This window comes from Novosphingobium sp. (assembly GCF_027531025.1).
In the GTDB taxonomy this organism is placed as follows: domain Bacteria; phylum Pseudomonadota; class Alphaproteobacteria; order Sphingomonadales; family Sphingomonadaceae; genus Novosphingobium.
The window spans coordinates 532,511-553,317 of sequence record NZ_JAPZQX010000003.1; the positions used below are offsets into that span (position 1 = coordinate 532,511).

Annotated in this window: 17 protein-coding genes; 12 read left to right on the forward strand and 5 right to left on the reverse strand. The window is 65.3% G+C overall.

Annotated features, from left to right (window positions below):
• Positions 1–115 precede the first annotated feature (115 nt).
• The 5 genes from O9281_RS05635 to O9281_RS05655 all read left to right on the forward strand — a co-directional run bounded on the left by O9281_RS05635 (position 116) and on the right by O9281_RS05655 (position 6,163).
• Positions 116–1,090: an HlyD family efflux transporter periplasmic adaptor subunit gene (locus O9281_RS05635; RefSeq protein ID WP_298183929.1), complete on the forward strand. Its 975-nt coding sequence runs from the start codon at positions 116–118 to the stop codon at positions 1,088–1,090.
• Between the two features lie 9 nt (positions 1,091–1,099).
• Positions 1,100–2,824, forward strand: coding sequence for an ATP-binding cassette domain-containing protein (locus tag O9281_RS05640; RefSeq protein ID WP_298183640.1), 1,725 nt, complete (start codon positions 1,100–1,102; stop codon positions 2,822–2,824).
• Positions 2,821–3,954, forward strand: a complete 1,134-nt coding sequence (locus O9281_RS05645; RefSeq protein ID WP_298183641.1) for an ABC transporter permease — start codon at positions 2,821–2,823, stop codon at positions 3,952–3,954. Before O9281_RS05640 ends, O9281_RS05645 begins: the two co-directional genes overlap by 4 nt.
• Positions 3,951–5,063 (forward strand): ABC transporter permease, encoded by a 1,113-nt coding sequence (locus O9281_RS05650; RefSeq protein WP_298183642.1) that lies wholly within the window; start codon positions 3,951–3,953, stop codon positions 5,061–5,063. The genes O9281_RS05645 and O9281_RS05650 overlap by 4 nt, the downstream gene beginning before the upstream one ends.
• A gap of 137 nt (positions 5,064–5,200) precedes the next feature.
• Complete coding sequence (locus tag O9281_RS05655) at positions 5,201–6,163, forward strand: crotonase/enoyl-CoA hydratase family protein (RefSeq protein ID WP_298183643.1); 963 nt, start codon at positions 5,201–5,203, stop codon at positions 6,161–6,163.
• On the opposite strand, the gene zapE is transcribed toward O9281_RS05655, so the two are convergent.
• From zapE to O9281_RS05675, 4 genes are all read right to left on the reverse strand, one after another.
• Complete coding sequence (zapE, locus tag O9281_RS05660; RefSeq protein WP_298183644.1) at positions 6,164–7,279, reverse strand: cell division protein ZapE; 1,116 nt, start codon at positions 7,277–7,279, stop codon at positions 6,164–6,166. It abuts the gene before it with no gap.
• Positions 7,279–7,740, reverse strand: coding sequence for a PaaI family thioesterase (locus tag O9281_RS05665; protein WP_298183645.1), 462 nt, complete (start codon positions 7,738–7,740; stop codon positions 7,279–7,281). Before O9281_RS05665 ends, zapE begins: the two co-directional genes overlap by 1 nt.
• Positions 7,741–8,523 carry a succinate dehydrogenase iron-sulfur subunit gene (locus O9281_RS05670; protein WP_298183647.1) on the reverse strand — a complete coding sequence of 261 codons (783 nt, stop codon included), beginning with the start codon at positions 8,521–8,523 and terminating at the stop codon, positions 7,741–7,743.
• Between the two features lie 88 nt (positions 8,524–8,611).
• Positions 8,612–9,499 (reverse strand): haloalkane dehalogenase, encoded by an 888-nt coding sequence (locus O9281_RS05675; protein ID WP_298183649.1) that lies wholly within the window; start codon positions 9,497–9,499, stop codon positions 8,612–8,614.
• A 67-nt stretch (positions 9,500–9,566) separates the two neighbouring features.
• Between O9281_RS05675 and O9281_RS05680 the strand changes: the two genes are divergently transcribed.
• A complete protein-coding gene (locus O9281_RS05680) occupies positions 9,567–10,199 on the forward strand; it encodes a class I SAM-dependent methyltransferase (RefSeq protein ID WP_298183651.1) in 633 nt (210 codons plus the stop codon).
• Between the two features lie 49 nt (positions 10,200–10,248).
• On the opposite strand, the gene O9281_RS05685 is transcribed toward O9281_RS05680, so the two are convergent.
• Positions 10,249–12,906 carry a ribonuclease E/G gene (locus O9281_RS05685; RefSeq protein ID WP_298183653.1) on the reverse strand — a complete coding sequence of 886 codons (2,658 nt, stop codon included), beginning with the start codon at positions 12,904–12,906 and terminating at the stop codon, positions 10,249–10,251.
• A gap of 531 nt (positions 12,907–13,437) precedes the next feature.
• On the opposite strand from O9281_RS05685, the gene O9281_RS05690 reads away from it, so the two are divergent.
• The 6 genes from O9281_RS05690 to O9281_RS05715 all read left to right on the forward strand — a co-directional run bounded on the left by O9281_RS05690 (position 13,438) and on the right by O9281_RS05715 (position 20,807).
• Positions 13,438–14,322, forward strand: coding sequence for an N-acetylmuramoyl-L-alanine amidase (locus O9281_RS05690; RefSeq protein WP_298183655.1), 885 nt, complete (start codon positions 13,438–13,440; stop codon positions 14,320–14,322).
• 37 nt (positions 14,323–14,359) lie between these two features.
• Positions 14,360–16,894, forward strand: coding sequence for a transglycosylase domain-containing protein (locus O9281_RS05695; protein ID WP_298183657.1), 2,535 nt, complete (start codon positions 14,360–14,362; stop codon positions 16,892–16,894).
• A 21-nt stretch (positions 16,895–16,915) separates the two neighbouring features.
• Positions 16,916–17,464 (forward strand): peroxiredoxin, encoded by a 549-nt coding sequence (locus tag O9281_RS05700; RefSeq protein ID WP_298183658.1) that lies wholly within the window; start codon positions 16,916–16,918, stop codon positions 17,462–17,464.
• Positions 17,465–17,551: 87 nt separating this feature from the next.
• A complete protein-coding gene (prfB, locus tag O9281_RS05705; protein WP_298183659.1) occupies positions 17,552–18,679 on the forward strand; it encodes a peptide chain release factor 2 in 1,128 nt (375 codons plus the stop codon).
• On the forward strand, positions 18,676–19,401 hold the full coding sequence (locus O9281_RS05710; protein ID WP_298183660.1) for a class I SAM-dependent methyltransferase: 726 nt from the start codon (positions 18,676–18,678) through the stop codon (positions 19,399–19,401). Before prfB ends, O9281_RS05710 begins: the two co-directional genes overlap by 4 nt.
• Positions 19,401–20,807, forward strand: a complete 1,407-nt coding sequence (locus O9281_RS05715) for a nitronate monooxygenase (protein WP_298183661.1) — start codon at positions 19,401–19,403, stop codon at positions 20,805–20,807. The genes O9281_RS05710 and O9281_RS05715 overlap by 1 nt, the downstream gene beginning before the upstream one ends.

Below are 20,807 nucleotides of genomic sequence, written 5' to 3' on the forward strand. Positions count from 1 at the left end.
CCTTGACCGCCTGCGCGCTTAGGCTAGCTTCCCCCTGAATCCATTGGATTCAAACGGGAGAGCAGGGATGGGCGAACAGCCCGCAGGGGTCGCAGGGAAACGCCGTTTGCGGACGGTGATTATTGTCGCGGTGGTGGCTGTTGCGGCCTATTTCGGCGGGCGGGCGCTGGGTCTGTGGGGCGCGGACGATGGCCGCCTCAAGCTCTATGGCAATGTCGAGATCCGCGAAGTCCAGCTGGGCTTTCGCGTCGGCGGCCGGATCGACCGGATCCTGGTTGACGAGGGCGATATGGTGAAGCCGGGCGAGGTTCTGGCCCGGCTCGATACCCGCCCGATCGACGATCGCCTGGCCGGAGCTGACGCTCGCTACGAAGCGGCCAGCGCCTCCGCGAGCCGCGATGTGAACGGCCTGCGACCGCAGGAGATCGGTAGCGCCCGGGCCGCGGTGACGGCGGCCGAGGCCCGCCTTGCCGAAGCGCGGCGACAGTTTGATCGACGCCGGGCCCTGGTCGACAAAGGGTTCATCAGCCGCGCCGATGTCCAGACCGCCGAGGCTGAAGTTCAGGCCGCGACTGCGGCGCTGGCCACCGCGCGCAACCAGCTCTCGCTGGCCGAGGAAGGCGTCCGCGCCGAGGATCGAGCTGCCAGCGCCGCCACGCGTAATGTCGCCGAGGCCGAGCGCCGCGCGGTCCAGACCGACCTCTCCGATGCCTATCTCATCGCCGTCGAAGGCGGTCAGGTCCTGACCCGCGCGCGGGAGGCCGGGGCGATTGTCCAGCCTGGGCAGACAGTGCTGACCCTGGCGTTGACCCAGCCCGTGCGGGTGCGGGCCTACGTCTCGGGCGCGGACCTGCCGAAGATTCGCCCGGGCATGAGTGTGACCGTTTCGACCGATGGCACGACCCAGACCTGGCCCGCAAAGATCGGCTTCATTTCGGGCGTGGCCGAGTTCACGCCGAAGACCGTACAGACCGAGCAGCTGCGGACCGATCTGGTCTATCGGGTGCGACTGACGGTCGAGGACCCCACCGGCGCGTTGCGCCAGGGCCAGCCGGTCACCGTGCACGTTCCCGCCAGCGGAAAGCGCTGAAGGCCGGGCATGGCGGAGGCACCGCTCCTCCGGCTCGAAGGCGTCAGCAAACGCTTCAAGGGTGCGCGGCGCGGGGCTCCGCCGGTCGATGCGCTCCGCGGTGTGTCGCTGTCGCTGGCCCCCGGTCGCAAGCTGGGGCTGGTCGGCCCGGATGCGGGCGGGAAGACCACGCTGATGCGGATCATGGCGGGGCTGGTGGAGGCCGATGACGGCGCGGTTGAACTGTTCGGCCAGCCGGTCAGCGAACTGGACCGCAATCTCGTCGGATACATGCCGCAAAGCGGGGCGCTTTATGCGGAACTGACCGTGCGGCAGAATCTGGAACTCTATGCCCGGCTGCGGGGAGTGGAACCCCAGGAGCAGCCGGATCGGATGGAGCAGCTTTACCGGCTGACCGGCCTTGCCGCCTTTACCGAGCGACCGGCCGGGAAGCTGTCAGGCGGGATGCGGCAGAAACTGGCCATGGCCTGTGCCGTGGTGGCCGCCCCCCGGCTGATGCTGCTGGACGAGCCCTCGGTCGGGGTCGATCCGGTCTCGCGGCGCGAGATCTGGCAACTCGCGCTGGACCTGGCGGGCGAAACCAGCAGCATCGTCTGGACCACCAACATCATCGAGGATGCGGCCCGGTGCGATGAGTTGCTGCTGCTTCACGAAGGCGTTGTGCTGTATGCCGGACCACCGGATGGGTTGGCCGGCCACGCCGCGGGGCAATGCTTCAGCCGGCCCCTGGCCGAAGAAGGCCCCCGCCAGGCCTTGCAGGCCCTGCAGCTCCAGTCCGGGGTCATCGGCGGGCGGATTGCCGGTCCACGGCTGCATGCCCTGACACGGACAAGCTCACCACCAGCCGGTGCTGGCTGGCAGCCGGTCGCCCCGTCGGCCGACGATGGCTTTTCGGTCATGCTCGACCGCGGTCAAGACCTTCAGCCCAGCCAGTTGGCTGAGGCCTTCCCGCTGCGGCTCGACCAGGCGGACCAGCCAGCCATCGCGGCTATTGGCCTGACCAAGCGCTATGGCGATTTCACGGCGGCGCAGGACATTTCCTTTACCGCGCATCCGGGCGAGATATTCGGTCTGCTCGGCCCGAATGGCGCGGGCAAGTCCACGACATTCCGGATGCTGTGCGGCCTCGCCAGGCCCAGCGCCGGGCGCGGTACCGTGGCCGGGCGCGACCTGTCCGGCGGCCGCGCCGCCGCGCGCGAGGCGATGGGCTACATGCCGCAGCGTTTCTCGCTCTATGGCGACCTGTCGGTGGCGGCCAACCTGCGGTTCGTGGCGGGCAGCTATGGCTTGAAAGGGCCGGCCGCGCAGGCGGCGATCGAACGGGTGGTAGCCGCGCTTGACCTTGAGCCGCACTGGCAGGCGATGTCCGGGCTCCTGCCGCTGGGCGTCAAGCAGCGCCTCGCTTTGGGTGCGGCCGTGATGCACACCCCGCCGGTGCTGTTCCTCGATGAGCCGACCTCGGGGGTCGATCCGCTGGTCCGGCGCGAGTTCTGGCACCACATCAATGCGATTGCCGCGCGCGGTACCGCCGTCCTGGTGACAACCCATTTCATGGACGAAGCCGAGAATTGTGACCGGTTGCTGCTGATCAACCAGTCCGAGGCGATCGCCACCGGCACCCCGCAGGACCTGCGCCGCAACGCCCTGCCGGGGCTGGCAGCGGAGACGCTTGAGCAAGCCTTCTTCGCGCTGATCGAGGCCCAGCGCCAGGCTCCGGCCGAGGTGGCGGCATGAGCGGCCGTGATCCGCTGGTCTGGCGGCGCGCGGCCGCGATCCGGGCGAAGGAATGGGCCCAGGTCTGGCTCGACCCGTCGACCTTCGGGCTGGTCGTGCTGATGCCCCTGATCCTGATGTTCCTGTTCGGTAGCGCGGTGACGCTGGACGTGCGCGAGACCAGGACCGGGCTGGTCGACCTCGACCATTCCGAGGCCAGCGTGGACCTGGCCGCTTCGCTGGCGTCAAACGCCTATTTCGCGATCGAGAGCGGCCCCTCGGTCGCCGCGCTCGAACCGGCATTGCGGGCCGGGCAGCTGCGCGGGATCGTGGTGATCCCCGACGGGTTCGAGCGCGGCCTGGTGTCCGGGCAACCGCTTGACGTGCAACTGCTGACCGACGGTACCCAGGTCAACATCGCGACCTTCCTTACCGCCCACCTGCGCGGGGCGATGCGCGACTGGACCCAGGCCCGCGCCCGCGAGCAGGGCGTCGATGTCCAGCCGGTCGCACGCCTCCTGCCGCGCTATACCTACAATCCCGAGCTGGAGAGCCGCTATATGCTGGTGCCCGGCGCGATCGGTATCGTCATGGCGATGATCGGCAGCCTGCTGACCGCGCTGATCATGGCCCGCGAGTATGAGCGCGGTACGATGGAAGGGCTGCTCTCCACCCCGATCCCGATCCCGGCGCTCGTGCTCAGCAAGCTGTTGCCCTATTACGTGCTGGGACTGGCTTCGACCGCGATCTGCGTGGCCGTGGCGGTCTTCGGGTATGGCCTGCCCTTCCGCGGTTCGCTGCTGGCGCTGTTCGTGATCGCCTCGGCCTTCCTGGCCGCCGTGCTGGGGCAGGGACTGCTGATCTCAGCTGCGACCAAGAACCAGTTCGTCTCCACCCAGTTTGCGCTGCTCTCGGGCTTTCTGCCGTCGCTGCTGCTGTCGGGGTTCCTGTTCGAAATAGATTCGATGCCCACCGCGATCCAGTGGCTGACCTATATCGTCCCGGCCCGGTACCTGATCCCGCCGCTGCAGAGCGTGTTCCTGGTCGGCGACGTCTGGTCGATGTTTTTGCCTAACATCCTGGCGCTTCTGGCGATCGGCGGGTTCTTCTTCCTGCGCGTAACCCGCGCTATTACCCGGCGGATTGCATGAGCGGCGCGCTGGCCCGGGTCGTCGCCATGGCGCTGAAGGAACTCAAGGTCGTGCTGCTCGATCGCCGGGTGCTGACCACGCTGGTGATCAGCCCGATCGTGCAGCTGATCCTGTTCGGGTTTGCGACAACGCTTGAAGTGCGCAACTTCGACCTCGGGATCGTCAATCGCGATCAGGGCGTCGTATCCGAACAGTTCCTTGCAGGCGCCGCCGCAACCCGGAATGTCCGCGAGCTGGTCTACTATCCCAGCGAGGCTGCCCTGGCCGAGGCGATCGAGCGGCGCGAGGTGCTGGGCGGGTTGATCCTGCCCGCCGACCTCTCCGCGCGGCACCAGCGCGGCGAGACGGCGGAGATCGGCCTGCTGCTCGATGGGCGGCGGATCAATGCGGCCCAGATCGTCGCCGGGTACCTCAACGAGATTGCGATCCTGACCGGGGCGACCCTACAGCCCGCGAGCGTCCGGGCCGCCCCCGGGGTCAGCGAGCGGCACTGGTTCAACGCCAACCTCGATTACAGCTGGTTCACCCTGCCGGGCATGATCACGCTGATAACCACGGTGATCGTCCTGTCGGTTTCGGTGCAGGCCATTGCCCGCGAGCGCGAATTCGGCACCTGGGACGAGGTGCGGGCGCTGCCCTATCGTCCGTGGGAGATCCTGGCAGGCAAATGCGTGCCGGCTTTCATGGTGGGCGTGGTGAACGGCACGCTCTACATCGTGGTCATACCGCTGGTCTCCAGCGTGCCATTCCTTGGCTCATACCCGCTGATGATCCTCTCGATCGCCTGCTTCAGTCTTGCCGTGACCGGGATCGGGCTGGCGATTTCCACCCTCGCGCAAAACCAGCAGCAGGCTTTTCTCGGCGGTTTCCTGGTGATCGTGCCGATGATGTTGCTGTCCGGATATGCCAGTCCGATCGATGGGATGCCTGACTGGTTGAAGCCGATTGCGGCGGTCGATCCGCTCAGTCACATGCTGGTCATCTGCCACGGTCTGTTCCTCAAGGAACTGCCGATTTCTGCCGTCATGAGCGAGATCTGGCCGATGCTGGCAGTGGCTGCGACGGCCTTCATTCTGGGCACCGTTTCCTTGCGCAGACGTACGGACTGATCAGGAACGAGACCGATGTCCTTGCTGCACCTTGAAAATTTTCTTTGCCAAGGGACTCCGCCTTGAGTTAGATTCTTTCAAAGGGACGCTATCGCGTTTTCCGGCACCCGCCGGGAATGGCTGCACACGAGGGAATCATGGATCGAATTTCCAGCGATCTTCCAGGTGGCGACTCGTCGCGTGGCGATAACGAGATGGTTGATTTCGGCGGTGAGCCCGATGCGGCCGCCTTGCTGGCCCAGGCGCGCCTGCGCCTCTCAATCCCCGATGAACTCTTCACCCTGAACGAGCTCGACGTGTTCTACAGCGAGGGTGAGCAGGCGCTGTGGACATATATGAGCCCCGCCGCGCGCCCCAGCTTCACGCCGACCATGCTGGGCGATTTCGTCAACTGGCAGCGCCTGATCGCGGCCCATTTCGGACCGGAGCGGGTGCCGCTGCGCTATCTGGTGCTGGGCAGCCGCGCGCCGGGCGTATTCTGCTTCGGCGGCGATCTGGAACTGTTCGCCAGCTTCATTCGCCAGGGCAACCGTGATGCGCTCGCCGCCTATGGCTATCGCTGCGTCGAAATCCTGCACCGCAACATCAATGCGCTGGACCTGCCGATCCTGACCATCGGGATGGTTCAGGGTCAGGCGCTGGGCGGTGGTTTCGAAGCCCTGCTGTCGTTCGACTACATAATTGCCGAGCGCGGCTCGTCCTTCGGTCTGCCCGAAGTGATGTTCGGCCTGTTCCCCGGCATGGGTGCGCACGCAATCCTGTCACGCAAGCTGGGACAGGCCATGGCTGACCGGATCATCATGGGGAACGAGACCTATTCGGCCGAGGCCATGTACGAGCTGGGGATTGTCCATCAGCTGGCCGAACTGGGTGAAGGCGAGGCTGCAGTGCGGGAGTTCATGGCCAAGTCCGCCCGGCGACATGCCGGTCTGGTCGGCGCGCGCTGTGCCAGCCGTCGGGCCAATGAGGTGACCCTCGCGGAATTGCGCGACATCGTTGATGACTGGGCCGATGCGGCCCTGCAGCTGCGCGACAGCGACCTCAAGCTGATGCAGCGGCTGGCCGGGGCGCAGTCGCGCCTGGTGCGCAGCGCCGCCTGATCAGCCTTCCTCGCCGTGACCCAGCGCCAGGTAATCGGCGCTCTGCATTTCCTGTAGCCGGCTGACGGTGCGTTCGAATTCGAACCGCCCGTCACCCTTGGCGTAAAGCTCGTCGGGTTCGGCGTCAGCGGTGGCCAGCAGCTTGACCTTGTGCTCGTAGAGGGCGTCGATCAGAGTGACGAACCGGGCCGCCTCGTTGCGGTTTTCCGGCCCCATCCGCGGAATGCCGACCAGGATCACCGTGTGATAGGTCTGGGCGATCGCCAGATAGTCCGCCGCGCCGCGCGCTTCGGCGCAGAGCCGCTTGAAGCTGAACACTGCGACGCCCTTCAGGCTCTTCGGTACGTGCAGCTTGCGCCCGCCACCCAGATCCAGCTCGGCCGCCGGGACATGGGCGGCGTCTTCGGGCGGATAGTCGGTCAGCCGAAAGAAGGCCTCGCGCACCTGGGCTGTCGCCGCATCGCCTAGCGGCGTGTGCCAGGTGGCCATGCCGCCCAGTCGCTCAAGCCGGTAATCGACCGGGCCGTTCAGCGCCATGACGTCAAGCTCGCGCTCGATCAGGGCGATGAAGGGCAGGAAGTGCTCACGGTTGAGACCGTCCTTGTAAAGCTCTGACGGAGCGCGGTTGCTGGTGGTGACGATGACAAGGCCGTGATCGCGGATCAGTGCGGTGAACAGCCGGCTCATGATCATGGCGTCGGCGGAATTGTTCACCACCATCTCGTCGAAGGCGAGTACCTTGAGCTCGCTCGCCAGAGCGGCCGCGACCGGCGGGATCGGATCGCCGGTTTCGCTTTTGCGCGCCTCGCGCAGGCGGGCATGAACCTCGAGCATGAAGGCGTGGAAATGGGCGCGCCGTTTGGCGGGGATCGCCAGGCATTCGTGGAACAGGTCCATCAGCATGGACTTGCCGCGACCCACGCCGCCCCAGAGATAAAGGCCGCGTGGGGCAACGGGCTTGCGCCCCAGCAAGCGGCCGATCAGACCTGGCTGGCCAAGGTTTTCCAGTTCGGCTTGGAGGTGGTCGAGCCGTTCGGCCGCAGCCCGCTGTTCTGGATCCGGGCGCAGTTCGCCTGCCGCGACCAGCTCCTCATAGCGCGCCAGAACCCTGGTCATCAGCGCGTCGGCTTGCGGACGATGCCCGAGAAGGTTGCGACTAGGTGGCTGTCATCCTCTCCCTGGACCACGGTGCCGCGCATGAATACCAGTCGCTTGGTTTCACGCATCACCTCGATCACGGCATCCAGCGGCCGGTCGAGCGATCCGGCACCGATGAACTGGCTGGACAACTCCAGCGTGACCGATCCCCCAGCATTGCCATTGAGCAGGGTGCGCATCGCCGCGAACAGCGAGATGTCGATCAGGGCCAGCGTCACCGCGCCATGGACCATGTCGAGCAGGTTCGAATGCTTCCGTTCCGGGAACATTCGAACCCGGCAGGCGCGGTGACCCTCTGGCCGAACCAGCATCCGCCCCATGGTCTGGGCGTTGAACCGGGTGTCGTCGGCCAGCTCCCACCGATGCCAGCCGGGGTTGTCCGGATCGGGCTCGTAAATGAAACCGCGCTGGTCGTTCACTTAGATGTGCCGTTCAGCCCGCATCTTCTTGATTTCGGCGATCGCGCGGGCCGGCGAAAGCCCCTTGGGGCAGACGTTGGCGCAGTTCATGATCGTGTGGCAGCGATAGAGGCGGAACGGATCTTCCAGCTCGTCCAGTCGCTCACCGGTCATCTCGTCGCGGCTGTCGGCCAGCCAGCGATAGGCCTGGAGCAGGATCGCCGGGCCCAGGAACTTGTCGCTGTTCCACCAGTAGCTGGGGCACGAGGTGGAGCAGCAGGCGCACAGGATGCACTCGTACAGGCCATCCAGCTTTTCGCGCTGTTCGGGGCTCTGCAGCCGTTCCTTGCCCGACGGCGTGGTGCTGACGGTCTGCAGCCAGGGACGGATCGAGGCGTACTGGGCATAGAAGTGAGTGAAATCGGGCACCAGGTCCTTGATCACTTCCATGTGCGGCAGCGGGGTGATGCGGATTTCGCCCGACAGGTCCTCGATCGCCGTGGTGCAGGCAAGGCCGTTGCGGCCATTTATATTCATCGCGCAGGAACCGCAAATCCCTTCGCGGCATGAGCGGCGGAAAGTCAGCGTCGGGTCCATTTCCGACTTCACCTTGATCAGCGCGTCGAGCACCATCGGGCCGCACTGGTCGAGATCGATTTCGAAGGTGTCGTAACGCGGGTTTTCCCCGCTGTCGGGATCGTAGCGATAGACGGTGAACTTCTTCGCGCGGGCCGCGCCCTCGGCCCTGTGATGCCGGCCCTGGCCCTTGATCTTGCTGTTCGCAGGAAGCGTGAAAGTCGCCATGTCTGTCCCTGTCACTATGCGGGTTCAACCCGATTCCGCCATTCCCTCTAGCGATTCAGGCGCGCGGGGCAAGCGGTACGAAAGGCTGTCAGCCTCCAAGCCGTGCGGCATCGGCAATGGCTGCGGTAAAGCCGGCTGGATCATCTTCCTGGATGAAATGTCCGCCGTGCAAGGTGCGATGCGGCATGCCGCGCGTTCCCGGCACCCGTTCCAGCCACACGGCATCCCCGCCGCGCGTGATCGGATCACCATCCGAGAAGCAGCAGACGAACGGCTTTTCCCAGCGCTTGAACACTTCCCAGGCGCGCAATTGATCGGGCACCGCGGGATTGCCTTTGAACGGCACCAGCGGCGGATAGGCCCGCGCCGCCGCCTTGCTGGCACGGGTGGGGAAGGGCGCGTCATAGGCGGCGACTTCTTCGGTCGTCAGGGCGCGCTTGGTACCCCGCTTGACGATCCCGCCGATCGGGAACAGCGGGCTGTACTTGGCAAAGGCCCGCCAGATCGCGAACGCGCGGGGAGCATCCTGACCATCGGGGAGGCCGCCATTCGAAAGGGCCACGGCCGCGAACCGATCAGGCACCTCGGCCACGACGCGCAGCCCGATCAGCGAGCCCCAGTCCTGGCAACCCAGCGTCACGCCCTTGAGGTCCAGCGCCTCGACCCATTCGCGGATCCACGCGACCTGCCCGGCATAGGAATAGCTGGCCTGACCCAGCAGCTTGTCCGAGCGACCGAACCCGATCAGGTCCGGCACCAGGACGCGAAAGCCCTGTTCGGTCAGCAGCGGGATCATGTGCCGCCAGAGATAGCTCCAGGTCGGCTCGCCATGCAGCAGCAGTACCGCCGGGCCATCGCGCGGACCTTCGTCTAGGTAATGGACGCGCAAGCCGCTGTGCAGTTCAAGATAGTGCGGCGTGAAGCCGAAGCCCGGCAAATCGGCAAATCGATCGTTGGGCGTCCGATAGACCTGCATTGACGCTTTCTCCCCGTGTAGTTTGTGGCATCATGTAACGGGCCAGGGACAAAGGGAAGGGGCGGCGATGGGCTTTGCGCAATGGTATGACGATCACGTAGTGCCGCGGCTGATCCGCTGCGCCTGTTCCGGCCCGGCGATCATGGCATTGCGTGAAAAGGTGGTGCCACTGGCCAGCGGGGCTGTGTTCGAGCTTGGCTGCGGCGGGGGGTTGAACCAGCGCTTCTATGATGCCTCGCGGATCACCAGCTATGCCGGGGTCGACCCTTCGGGCAAGGGGCTTGAATTCGCCCGCTCCGAGGCAGAACGCAAGGGCTGGGCGCACGACATCCGCGAGGGGGTGGGTGAGGCGATTCCCTTTGCGGACAACAGTTTCGATTCGGTGGTCTGCACCTTCACGCTCTGTTCGGTCCACGATCCGGCGCAGACGCTGCACGAGATGCGGCGGGTGTTGAAGCCCGGTGGTCGGCTGTTGTTTGCCGAGCATGGCGCTGCGCCCGATCCGGGTGTGCGGCGCTGGCAGGAACGGATCGAGCCGGTTTGGAAACGCCTGGCCGGGGGCTGCCACCTGACGCGCCCGGTATCAGGCTCGATCAAGCAGGGCGGCTTCGCGGTCGAACCCTTGGGCGCACGTTATGCGCCCAAGACTCCGCGTTTTGCTGGCTGGATGGAGTGGGGCGAAGCAACAAAGGCCGGGTAGCAGTACTACCCGGCCTTCGTCAGACTGCCAGAAAGCTAGGCGACAGGGCTTAGTCGCCGAAGGTCCGCTGCCACCAGCCGCGGCGGGGCGTGGCATCAGCATCATCAGCTTCAGTAGCTTCCGCAGCAGGCGTTTCAGCTTCAGCTTCGGCAACAGGCTCGACGGCCTTCTTGCGGCTCCGCTTGGGCTTGGCAGGGGCTTCTTCCGCCGGTGCTTCGACAACCGGTTCGGCCGGAGCCTCCGCAATGACTTCAGCCTCGACCTCTGCCTTCTTCTTGCGGGTGCGCTTCGGCTTGGCCGGAGCTTCCTCGGCAGTGGTTTCGGGTTCGGCAGGTGCCTCTACCGGAGCCTCAGCGACGGCTTCGGCTTCGACATCCGCCTTCGTCTTGCGGGTGCGCTTCGGCTTGGCTGGTGCCTCTTCGGCAACCAGTTCGGCCTCGGCAGTGGTTTCACCCGCTGCCTCGTCGCCGGACGACTGCTCATCGCTGCCCTCGGCTTCGCCCTGGTCATCGCGATTGCCGTTGCGACCGCGCCCGCCGCGACGGCGACGGCGGCGCTTGCGCGGGCCTTCCTCGTCACGACCGCCGCGCTCACCTTCTTCGCGTTCGTCGCCTTCTTCACCGGCAGCTTCGCCATCAGCCGCCTCACCGGCTTCGCCTTCGGGATCGCCTTCCTCGCGGTCACGATCGCGACCGCCACGGCGGCGACGGCGACGGCGGCGCTTGCCGCGTCCTTCGCCGTCTTCGCCACGGGATTCGCGGCGTTCCTCGCGCTCTTCCTCGGTTTCGTCCTCATCGTCCTCGATGTCGACGATATCGTCTTCGTCTTCGAAGGTGATCGTTTCGAACTTCGGCACGAATTCCGGGCGCGGGCCGGACGAACCGACGCGCATCTTCGCGCCTTCGTTCTCACCCTCGGGCAGGACCTCAACCCGCACGCCGTAACGGGCCTCGATCTCGGCAAGATCGGCGCGTTTGGCGTTGAGCAGGTAGACCGCCGCTTCGGTGCTGGCGAACAGCGAAATGATCGAACCCTTGCCCTTGGCAGCTTCGTCCTCGATCAGGCGCAGGGCGGAAAGGCCCGCGCTCGAAGCAGTGCGAACAAGGCCGGTGCCATCGCAGTGCGGGCACTGGCGAGTGGTCGCTTCAAGCACGCCGGTGCGCAGGCGCTGGCGGCTCATTTCCATCAGGCCGAAGCTCGAAATCCGGCCAACCTGGATGCGGGCGCGGTCGTTCTTGAGCGCGTCCTTCATGGCCTTCTCGACCTTGCGGACGTTCGAGCCATATTCCATGTCGATAAAGTCGATCACGACCAGCCCGGCCATGTCGCGCAGACGCAGCTGGCGGGCAATCTCGCGCGCGGCTTCAAGGTTGGTGTTGAGCGCCGTCGCCTCAATCCCGTGTTCCTTGGTGGAACGGCCCGAGTTGATGTCGATCGAAACCAGCGCTTCGGTCGGGTTGATGACGATATAGCCGCCGCTCTTCAGCTGGACGACCGGATCGTACATCGCGGTGAGCTGGTCTTCGGCGCCATAGCGCTGGAACAGCGGTACCGGATCGGCATAGTGCTTCACCCGCTTGGCGTGGCTGGGCATCAGCATCTTCATGAAATCGCGGGCGAGGCGATAACCATCGTCGCCCTCGACCACCACTTCTTCGATCTCGCGGTTGTAGATGTCGCGGATTGCGCGCTTGATCAGGTCGCTGTCCGAATGGATCAGCGCCGGCGCGGTGCTCTTCAGCGTGGTTTCGCGAATATCGTCCCACAGCCGCGCGAGATAGTCGAAGTCACGCTTGATCTCGGTCTTGGTGCGCTGGAGCCCGGCAGTGCGGACGATGCAGCCCATCGACTTGGGTAGGTCCATCTCGGCAATGATCGACTTCAGGCGCTTGCGGTCGGCGGCCGAGCTGATCTTGCGGCTGATCCCGCCGCCGTGGCTGGAATTGGGCATCAGCACGCAATAGCGGCCAGCGAGGCTGAGATAGGTGGTCAGGGCGGCGCCCTTGTTGCCGCGCTCTTCCTTGACGACCTGGACCAGCAGCACCTGGCGGCGCTGGATCACGTCCTGGATCTTGTAGCGGCGGCGCAGCGCCATGCGCTTGGCGCGCACCTCGTCGGCTTCCTTGGCCTTGCCGCGACCTTGGCGACGCTTGCCGCGACGCGGGCGTTCCTCGCCCGAAGCCTCGGCGGCTTCCTCGCCCTCGTGGTCGAAGGCGTTTTCGATGGCGCCATCCTCGATGGTGGCAACCTCGTCCTTTTCGGCGGTGTCGACCTCGGTCACGCCGCCCATCTCGTCGTCGTGATAGGCCTCGTGCGTGGTCCCGGCGAGATCGTCAGCCAGGCTTTCGCCCAGCTCGTCATCGCCAACGAAGTCTTCCTCACCCTCGGCAATGGCGCGCAGCGCGGCCTCTTCCTCGGCGTGGGCGGCCTCTTCGGCCAGCAGCGCCTCGCGATCTTCCTTCGGGATCTGGTAGTAATCCGGATGGATTTCACTGAAGGCCAGGAAGCCGTGGCGATTGCCGCCGAAGTCGACGAAAGCCGCCTGCAGCGACGGTTCGACCCGTGTAACCTTGGCTAGATAGATGTTGCCCTTGATCTGCTTGTGTTCGGCAGATTCAAAGTCGAATTCCTCAATCCGGTTGCCCTTGAGCACCGCCACCCGGGTTTCTTCCTGGTGGCGCGCATCGATCAGCATGCGCATGGTCATTTACAAATCTCCGTGCGCGCCACGGCAAGCCTGGCCGCAAACGGGCCTGACCTGTGCAAGTGACGCGATTCTGTGCGGAACGACCGCCGGCCAGGGCAAAGGCCCCGCTGTGCCAGGCGGCAGTGTGGGAAGTGCCAGCGCCGAAAAGCGCGCCGGCGGCGTTGTTTGCATCTGCGGGAACGATATGGCGCTGCATCATCTGACGCGCCGGTCCATATGCCCACGCAGCCATTGCCCCGATGGGCAAGGACTTGGCAGGCAACGAACCAATTCTCATTCCGGCATCAACCTGTGTCACCGGGCGAACGGCCCGGAATTCCTTGGCTCAGGCAACCTTGAAGATCGGTCCGATCCATCGCCCGGCCACCACGTTCAACTTGAACGGACAACACCGCAACAGACCACGATCGGTCACCCCGCAGCGGCATGACTAGCACTGGCCGGGGCAGGCGGCAAGGGTGCGGGGACAAAAGGGGAAAGCAGCGGGCGAACAATTGCCGCCTTCGATTCCGCGCGTTAGCACGGGTGGTAATGCTACGCACCTTGCGGATCCTGTTGCTGTTCCTTGCGCCAGTGGCGGTTTTTGCCGCGATGGTGGCGGTCGACCGCACCTTTGGCGGGCCGGGCCGGGGCTATGGCTATGTCGTGCGGGTCGATCTGCCCGGCGATGACGATCTGGCCGGTTTGCCGGTGGTGCGCGGGCCGATGGATGCCAGTCGCCCCCTGGTGGTGATCGATCCTGGCCACGGCGGCAAGGATCCCGGGGCCGGGGCCGACAATCTCAGGGAAAAGGATCTGGTGCTTCGCCTCGCTACGGCGCTGCGTGACGAATTGCTCCGTCAGGGCGGGGTTCGGGTTGCCATGACCCGCGAGGACGATCGCTATCTGCCACTGCCGGTTCGGCCCGACATTGCCCGGCGGCTCAAGGCCGACCTGTTCATCTCGATCCATGCCGACAGCACCGAAGTTGGCAACGGCGCCAGCGGGGCGACGGTCTATGTCCTGTCCGACAAGGGCAGCAACGAGGCCGCCGAGCGGATCGCGAAACGCGAGAACGCGGCCGACGAGGTCAACGGGATCCGCATTGCCGAACAGAGCGACGGGGTCGGGGCGATCCTCGTCGACCTGTCGCAGCGCGAGATGCGCGCCTTGTCCGAAGCCTTCGGCGGTCTGGTCGTGCGCGAGGGGCAGGGGCAGCTGCCGTTTCGCGAGACCTCGGTCCAGTCGGCTGCCTTCGCGGTGCTGAAGGCGCCCGACATTCCTTCGGTGCTGGTCGAAAGCGGCTATATCAACAATGCCGCCGACCGTTCGCGACTGGCCTCCAGCGAGGGGCAGCGCGCCTTTGCCACGGTGCTGGCCAGCGCAATCCGGGTTCATTTCGCGCGGCAGAGCGCTCCGGCGCCCGCCTTGCCCTAGCAATGCCCTTTGCCGCTATGCTAGAGCCCGCCGCACGATGACCGAAGGTGCCGAATCCATCCGCCTGCGCATCCGCCGCGAAGCCGGTGGGCTGCTGACGCGGCTGCGCGAACATCCTGTGGGGGAATGGTTCCGACGCAACTGGCAGACCAGCAAGCCGTTTCGCATGGCCGGCTATGCCATTGGCGGCATGCTGCTGCTGTACTTCGTGGTCTGGGCCTCGGTGCTGCGCAACCTGCCTTCGGCCGACCGCCTGCTGAGCTATCAGCCGCCGCTGCCGACCATGGTGCGCGGGGTGAATGGCGAGATCGTCTACAGCTATGCCCGCGAAAGGCGCGTGCAGTTGCGCTTTGTCGATTTCCCCAAGCCGCTGATCGACGCCTATCTCTCGGCTGAGGACAAGACCTTCTGGTCACACGGCGGGATCGACTTCACCGGGTTCGCCGGAGCGGTGATCGACTATGTCTCCAAGCTCGGTTCCGGTGAACGGGCGGTTGGCGGTTCGACCATCACCCAGCAGGTCGCCAAGAACATCCTGATCGGCGACGAGTATTCGATCACCCGCAAGTTCAAGGAAATGATCCTGGCCCGCCGGATCGAGGGTGTGCTCAACAAGCAGCAGATTCTCGAGCTCTACCTTAACGAGATTCCGCTCGGTCGGCAGAGCTTCGGCGTCCAGGCTGCCGCGCGTGCCTATTTTGGCAAGGATGTGGGTGATCTCAAGCTGCACGAAGCGGCCTTCCTCGCGATCCTGCCGAAGGCTCCGGAGCGCTATGGTCGCGAAAAGTACCAGCAGCAGGCCATCGAACGGCGCAACTACGTGCTGGATCAGATGCTCGACAATGGTTGGGCCACGCCAGCGCAGGCGGCGGAAGCCAAGGCACAACCGCTGGGCCTGATCCCGCGCCAGGCCGAATCCTGGGATTCCTCGGTTGGCTACTTCGTCGAGGAAGTGCGCCGCCAGTTGATCGAGAAGTATGGCGAAACCGCCGAAGCCGGGCCGAACAGCGTCTATGCGGGCGGTCTGTGGGTGCGTACTTCACTCGATCCGCAATTGCAGAAGGCATCGCAGAACGCACTGCGCACTGGATTGGTCCGCTATCATGGCGGGCGAGCCTGGTATGGACCGCTGGCCAAGGTCGATCTCGATCCGGACAACTGGCAGAGCCAGCTGATCGTCCAGGGCCTGTCGATATCCTACCAGAACTGGCGTGTCGGCATCGTGATCTCGCGGCAGGGCAACCAGGCGCGGATCGGCTTTGGCGATGGCAGCACGGCCGCGCTGACGGGCCTGCCCGATGGACTGCGCGCTGGCCACGTGATTGCCGCCGCGCCGATCAGCGGTTCGACCTGGACCGTCAAGACCGTGCCCGAGGTTTCGGGCGGGATGGCGGTGGTCGATCCCAATTCGGGCCGGGCCCTGGCAATCCAGGGCGGCTTCGACAGCGGCCTTGGCAGCTTCAACCGTGCCACCCAGGCCCAGCGCCAGCCGGGCTCGACGATCAAGCCGTTCGTCTATGCCGCCGGGCTTGATCAGGGCATTACGCCGGCTTCCGAAGTGCTGGACGGCACCTTCTGCGTCTATCAGGGCGCGCAACTGGGCCAGAAGTGCTTCCGTAACTTCGACATGCGCGGGGCCGGGGGCACGCATACGATGCGCTGGGGCCTTGAACAGTCGCGCAACCTGATGACCGTCCGGATCGCCAACGACGCCGGGATGGACAACGTGGTGCGCGAGATCGACCGGGTCGGTATCGGCCGCTACGCGCCTTACCTGTCGTTCGCGCTGGGGGCGGGGGAAACCACCGTGCTCAAGATGGCCAACGCCTATGCCGCCCTTGCCAACAACGGGGTGCAGTTCCCGCCAACGCTGATCGACTTCATCCAGGATCGCAACGGCAAGGTGATCTGGCGCGCCGACAGTCGCCGCTGCGAGCAGTGCAACATGGCGCGCTGGGATGGCAAGCCGATGCCGCGCCTGGCTTCCCGCGGCAAGCAGGTCATGGACCCGCGCACGGCCTTCCAGGTGGTCCACATGCTGCAGGGCGTGGTCACCCGTGGCACGGCAACGGTGCTGCGCGATCTCAACCTGCCGCTGTTCGGCAAGACCGGGACGACGACCGGACCGACCAACGTGTGGTTCGCCGGTGGTTCGCAGGATATCGTCGGGGCCGTCTATCTTGGGTTCGATCAGCCCCGCTCGCTGGGCGGCTATGCCCAGGGTGGCTCGATCGCGGCGCCGATGTTCCGGCAGTTCGTCCAGGAAAGCCGCAATCGCTGGAGCGACCGGCCCTTCGTGGCCCCCGCCAACATCCACTGGGTCAAGATCGACCGGGTAACCGGCAAGCGCGTCTTCGCTGGCGATCCGACCGATGATCCCAAGTCCGGCATCATCTGGGAGGCTTTCAAGGCGGATAGCGAGGCCCAGCGCACCACCCGGCGGGATGAACTGGCCAAGCAGCGCGACGCCCTGATCGCCGCGATCAAGCGCGGTGCCAAGGCCAGCGAAGCCGGTGAAGGGGCCGAGGCCGTGCCTTCGATCGCGGCGGACAGCAGCGTCATCATGCAGTAGGTTCCAGCCAAGGATAGTCCCATGCGCCCGATCATCCGCCGTCTCGCCGCCCTTGCCTTGCTGCTGCCGCTCGGCCAGCCCGCATTGGCCAACCTGCCGGAAGGAGCCAAGGCTCCGACCTTTGCCACCAAGGGTGCCAAGGCCGGCAAGCCGTTTGGCTTCAACCTGGCGACTGCGCTGCGCAAGGGGCCGGTCGTGCTCTACTTCTATCCCAAGGCCTTTACCCAGGGCTGCACGCTGGAAGCCAATGCCTTTGCCGAGGCGACGCCGCAATTTGCCGCTGCCGGTGCGACCGTGATCGGGATGTCGGCCGATGACCTGCTAACGCTGCAGAAATTCTCCACCGAAGCCTGCCGCGACAAGTTTGCCGTTGCCATGGCCACCCCCGCGATCATTAAGGCCTATGATGTCGACCTGAAGCGCGAAGGTGTCTCGACCGGGCTTACCACTCGCACCAGCTACGTTATCGGCCAGGATGGTCGGGTCCGGTTCGTCCATTCGAACATGGATTATCGCGATCACGTGCGGTTGACCCTCGCCGCGGTTCAAGGGCTGCGCAAGAAGCGCTGATCCGCGCCGCCGCCTTTACAATCGCCGTCCTTGCGCTAAGCGGGCGCCGCGCGGGCCATTGGCCCGGATTGATGGAGTTTCAGAATCATGCGTGCCGAAGGGCAGGCCCATATCGACCGGATCGAAGCAGCGCTCGCGCTGGTGCGCAAGTTCCTCGACTGGGACCGCGCGCTGCGGCGGCTCGACGAGCTGAATGCCCGGGTCGAGGATCCCAAGCTTTGGGATAATCCCAAGGAAGCCGAAGCGGTCATGAAGGAACGCCGCCGGCTCGAGGCGGCCGTTGGCACGGTCAATGACATCTCGACCCAGATGGCCGATGCGATCGAGTTCGTCGAACTGGGCGAAATGGAAGGCGACGAGGCCACGATCGAGGAAGGGCTCGATGCCCTGGCCCGCCTGGCTGTCCGCGCCGATGCCGACAAGGTCCAGGCCCTGCTGGCCGGTGAGGCCGATGGCAACGATACCTATATCGAAATCCACGCCGGGGCGGGCGGCACCGAAAGCCAGGACTGGGCGGAAATGCTGTTCCGCATGTATACCCGCTGGGCCGAAAAGCGCGGTTTCAAGGTCGATACCATCGAGTACCAGGCGGGCGAACAGGCGGGGATCAAGTCAGCCACGATCCTGGTCAAGGGCGAGAATGCCTATGGCTATGCCAAGACCGAAAGCGGCGTGCACCGGCTCGTCCGGATCAGCCCCTATGACAGTTCGGCCCGGCGCCACACCAGCTTCAGCTCGGTCTGGGTCTATCCGGTGATCGATGACAGCTTCTCGATCGACATCAATCCGGCCGACCTCAGGATCGACACCTATCGCGCCAGCGGCGCTGGCGGGCAGCACGTCAACACCACCGATTCCGCGGTTCGCATCACTCACGTGCCCAGCGGCATCGTGGTGGCCAGCCAGCAGGACCGCAGCCAGCACAAGAACCGCGAAATCGCGATGGGCATGCTCAAGTCGCGGCTTTACGAAGAGGAAATGCGCAAGCGCGAGGAAGCCGCCAGCGCCGAACACGCCGCCAAGACCGATATCGGCTGGGGCCACCAGATCCGTTCCTATGTCCTCCAGCCGTACCAGATGGTAAAGGACCTGCGCACCGGCGTGACCAGCCCGACCCCGTCGGACGTGCTCGATGGTGCGCTCGACCCGTTCATGGCCGCTGCGCTGGCCCAGCGCGTGACCGGCGAGAAGGTCGACGTGGAGGATGATGATTGAGAGCTTTTGCGCTCCTGGCGTCGTTAGTCCTGCTTTCGGCCTGTGGCGAGGCCGGGGATCCCGGTCGGCCTGATAGCTCGCGCGCCTTCCCGCAGGCGTGGCGACCGGTTTCCACGCTATCGGGTAACGAGTTCCGCAACGAGGATCAGCGCGACAACCTGGGCGAGGCCGAGGTGGTGATGGATCTGGCCGCCATTGGCGCCGGAACCACCGTGGCCGATATCGGGGCGGGCGAGGGCTATTACACCGTGCGCCTGGCCGAGCGGGTCGGGGCCAAGGGTCGCGTGCTGGCGCAGGATATCGACCCCGGCGCGATCCAGCGGCTTGGCCAGCGGGTCGAGCGCGAGCGGCTCGACAATGTCTCGATCAAGACCGGCGCGCCCGACGACCCGCGCCTTCCGGCCAACAGCTTTGACCGGATCTTCCTGGTGCACATGTACCACGAAGTGACCGAACCTTATGCCTTCCTGTGGCGGATGCGCCCGGCGCTGCGGGCAGGTGGGCAGGTGATCGTGGTCGACGTCGATCGGCCGACCGACCAGCACGGCATCCCGCCGCAATTGCTGTTCTGCGAATTTCAGGCGGTGGGCTTCCGCCTCGTGGAATTTGTGCGTAGACCGGAACTCAACGGTTATTATGCGCAGTTCGAGGCGGTTGGGCCCCGGCCTGAGCCAGCCGCGATAAAGCCATGTAATACGGCCAAGGGAAAGACAGAAACATAATGACGTTCAAGGGGTTGACGCCGATTGTTTATGGTGGCTGCGAGGTTTGGCCGCTGGTGGAAGGCGGCAAGGGTGTCTCGGCCACGAACCACGCCAGCTCGGGCGCCTGGGCGGCGGCGGGCGGGATCGGCACGGTCAGCGCAGTCAATGCCGACAGCTATGACGCCGAAGGCAAGATCATTCCCCAAGTCTATAATGCGATGACCCGCCGCGAACGGCACGAGGAACTGATCCGCTATGGCATCGACGGTGCCGTGGAGCAGGTGAAGCGTGCCTACGATATCGCCAGCGGCAAGGGTGCAATCAATATCAACGTCCTGTGGGAAATGGGCGGCGCGCAGCAGATCCTCGAAGGCGTCCTGGAAAAGACCAGGGGCCTGGTGGCTGGCGTAACCTGCGGCGCGGGCATGCCGTACAAGCTGTCCGAAATCGCCGCCCGTTTTGGCGTCTACTACCTGCCGATCGTCAGTTCGGCCCGTGCCTTCCGCGCGCTCTGGAAGCGCGCCTATTCGAAGGTGCCCGAATGGCTGGGCGCGGTGGTTTACGAGGACCCCTGGCTGGCGGGCGGGCATAACGGCCTGTCGAACGCGGAAGACCCTCTCAAGCCGGAAGATCCCTATCCCCGCGTCAAGGCCCTGCGCGAAACCATGCGGGCCGAGGGTGTTTCGGAAGAGGTGCCGATCGTCATGGCCGGGGGCGTCTGGTTCCTGCGCGAATGGGAAAACTGGATCGACAATCCCGAACTCGGCAAGATTGCCTTCCAGTATGGCACCCGTCCGCTGCTGACCCAGGAAAGCCCGATCCCGCAGACCTGGAAGGACCACCTGCGCACGCTGGAGCCGGGCGACGTGTTGCTCCACCGCTTCTCGCCGACCGGTTTCTATTCCTCGGCCGTCCGCAATCCCTTCCTGCGCATGCTTGAGGCGCGCAGCGAACGCCAGGTGCCCTATTCCAAGGTCCAGGCCGGGGAACACACCGTGCAGCTCGATGTCGGGGTGCGCGGCAAGAACTTCTGGGTTGCGCCCCGTGATCTGGAACGCGCCCGCAATTGGGCGGCCCAGGGCTTCACCGAAGGGCTGCGCACGCCGGACGATACGATCGTGTTCGTATCGCCCGAGGAGCGCGGGACGATCCAGCAGGACCAGAAGGACTGCATGGGCTGCCTAAGCCACTGCGGGTTCTCGTCATGGAAGGATCATGACGATTACACCACCGGGCGCCTGGCCGATCCCCGCAGCTTCTGCATCCAGAAGACCCTGCAGGATATCGCTCATGGCGGGGACGTGGACCAGAACCTGATGTTCGCGGGTCATGCGGCCTATCGCTTCAAGCAGGACCCGTTCTATTCGAACAACTTCACCCCCTCGGTGAAGGAACTGGTCGATCGCATCCTGACCGGGGACTGA

What these genes read in the sequence shown, in the direction of transcription:
- O9281_RS05640 (WP_298183640.1), top strand. Translation starts at nt 1,100, where the DNA reads ATGGCGGAGGCACCGCTCCTCCGGCTCGAAGGCGTCAGCAAACGCTTC.
- O9281_RS05645 (WP_298183641.1), top strand. Translation starts at nt 2,821, where the DNA reads ATGAGCGGCCGTGATCCGCTGGTCTGGCGGCGCGCGGCCGCGATCCGG.
- O9281_RS05650 (WP_298183642.1), top strand. Translation starts at nt 3,951, where the DNA reads ATGAGCGGCGCGCTGGCCCGGGTCGTCGCCATGGCGCTGAAGGAACTC.
- O9281_RS05655 (WP_298183643.1), top strand. Translation starts at nt 5,201, where the DNA reads ATGGATCGAATTTCCAGCGATCTTCCAGGTGGCGACTCGTCGCGTGGC.
- zapE (WP_298183644.1), bottom strand. Translation starts at nt 7,279, where the DNA reads ATGACCAGGGTTCTGGCGCGCTATGAGGAGCTGGTCGCGGCAGGCGAA.
- O9281_RS05670 (WP_298183647.1), bottom strand. Translation starts at nt 8,523, where the DNA reads ATGGCGACTTTCACGCTTCCTGCGAACAGCAAGATCAAGGGCCAGGGC.
- O9281_RS05675 (WP_298183649.1), bottom strand. Translation starts at nt 9,499, where the DNA reads ATGCAGGTCTATCGGACGCCCAACGATCGATTTGCCGATTTGCCGGGC.
- O9281_RS05680 (WP_298183651.1), top strand. Translation starts at nt 9,567, where the DNA reads ATGGGCTTTGCGCAATGGTATGACGATCACGTAGTGCCGCGGCTGATC.
- O9281_RS05685 (WP_298183653.1), bottom strand. Translation starts at nt 12,906, where the DNA reads ATGACCATGCGCATGCTGATCGATGCGCGCCACCAGGAAGAAACCCGG.
- O9281_RS05690 (WP_298183655.1), top strand. Translation starts at nt 13,438, where the DNA reads ATGCTACGCACCTTGCGGATCCTGTTGCTGTTCCTTGCGCCAGTGGCG.
- O9281_RS05695 (WP_298183657.1), top strand. Translation starts at nt 14,360, where the DNA reads ATGACCGAAGGTGCCGAATCCATCCGCCTGCGCATCCGCCGCGAAGCC.
- O9281_RS05700 (WP_298183658.1), top strand. Translation starts at nt 16,916, where the DNA reads ATGCGCCCGATCATCCGCCGTCTCGCCGCCCTTGCCTTGCTGCTGCCG.
- prfB (WP_298183659.1), top strand. Translation starts at nt 17,552, where the DNA reads ATGCGTGCCGAAGGGCAGGCCCATATCGACCGGATCGAAGCAGCGCTC.
- O9281_RS05715 (WP_298183661.1), top strand. Translation starts at nt 19,401, where the DNA reads ATGACGTTCAAGGGGTTGACGCCGATTGTTTATGGTGGCTGCGAGGTT.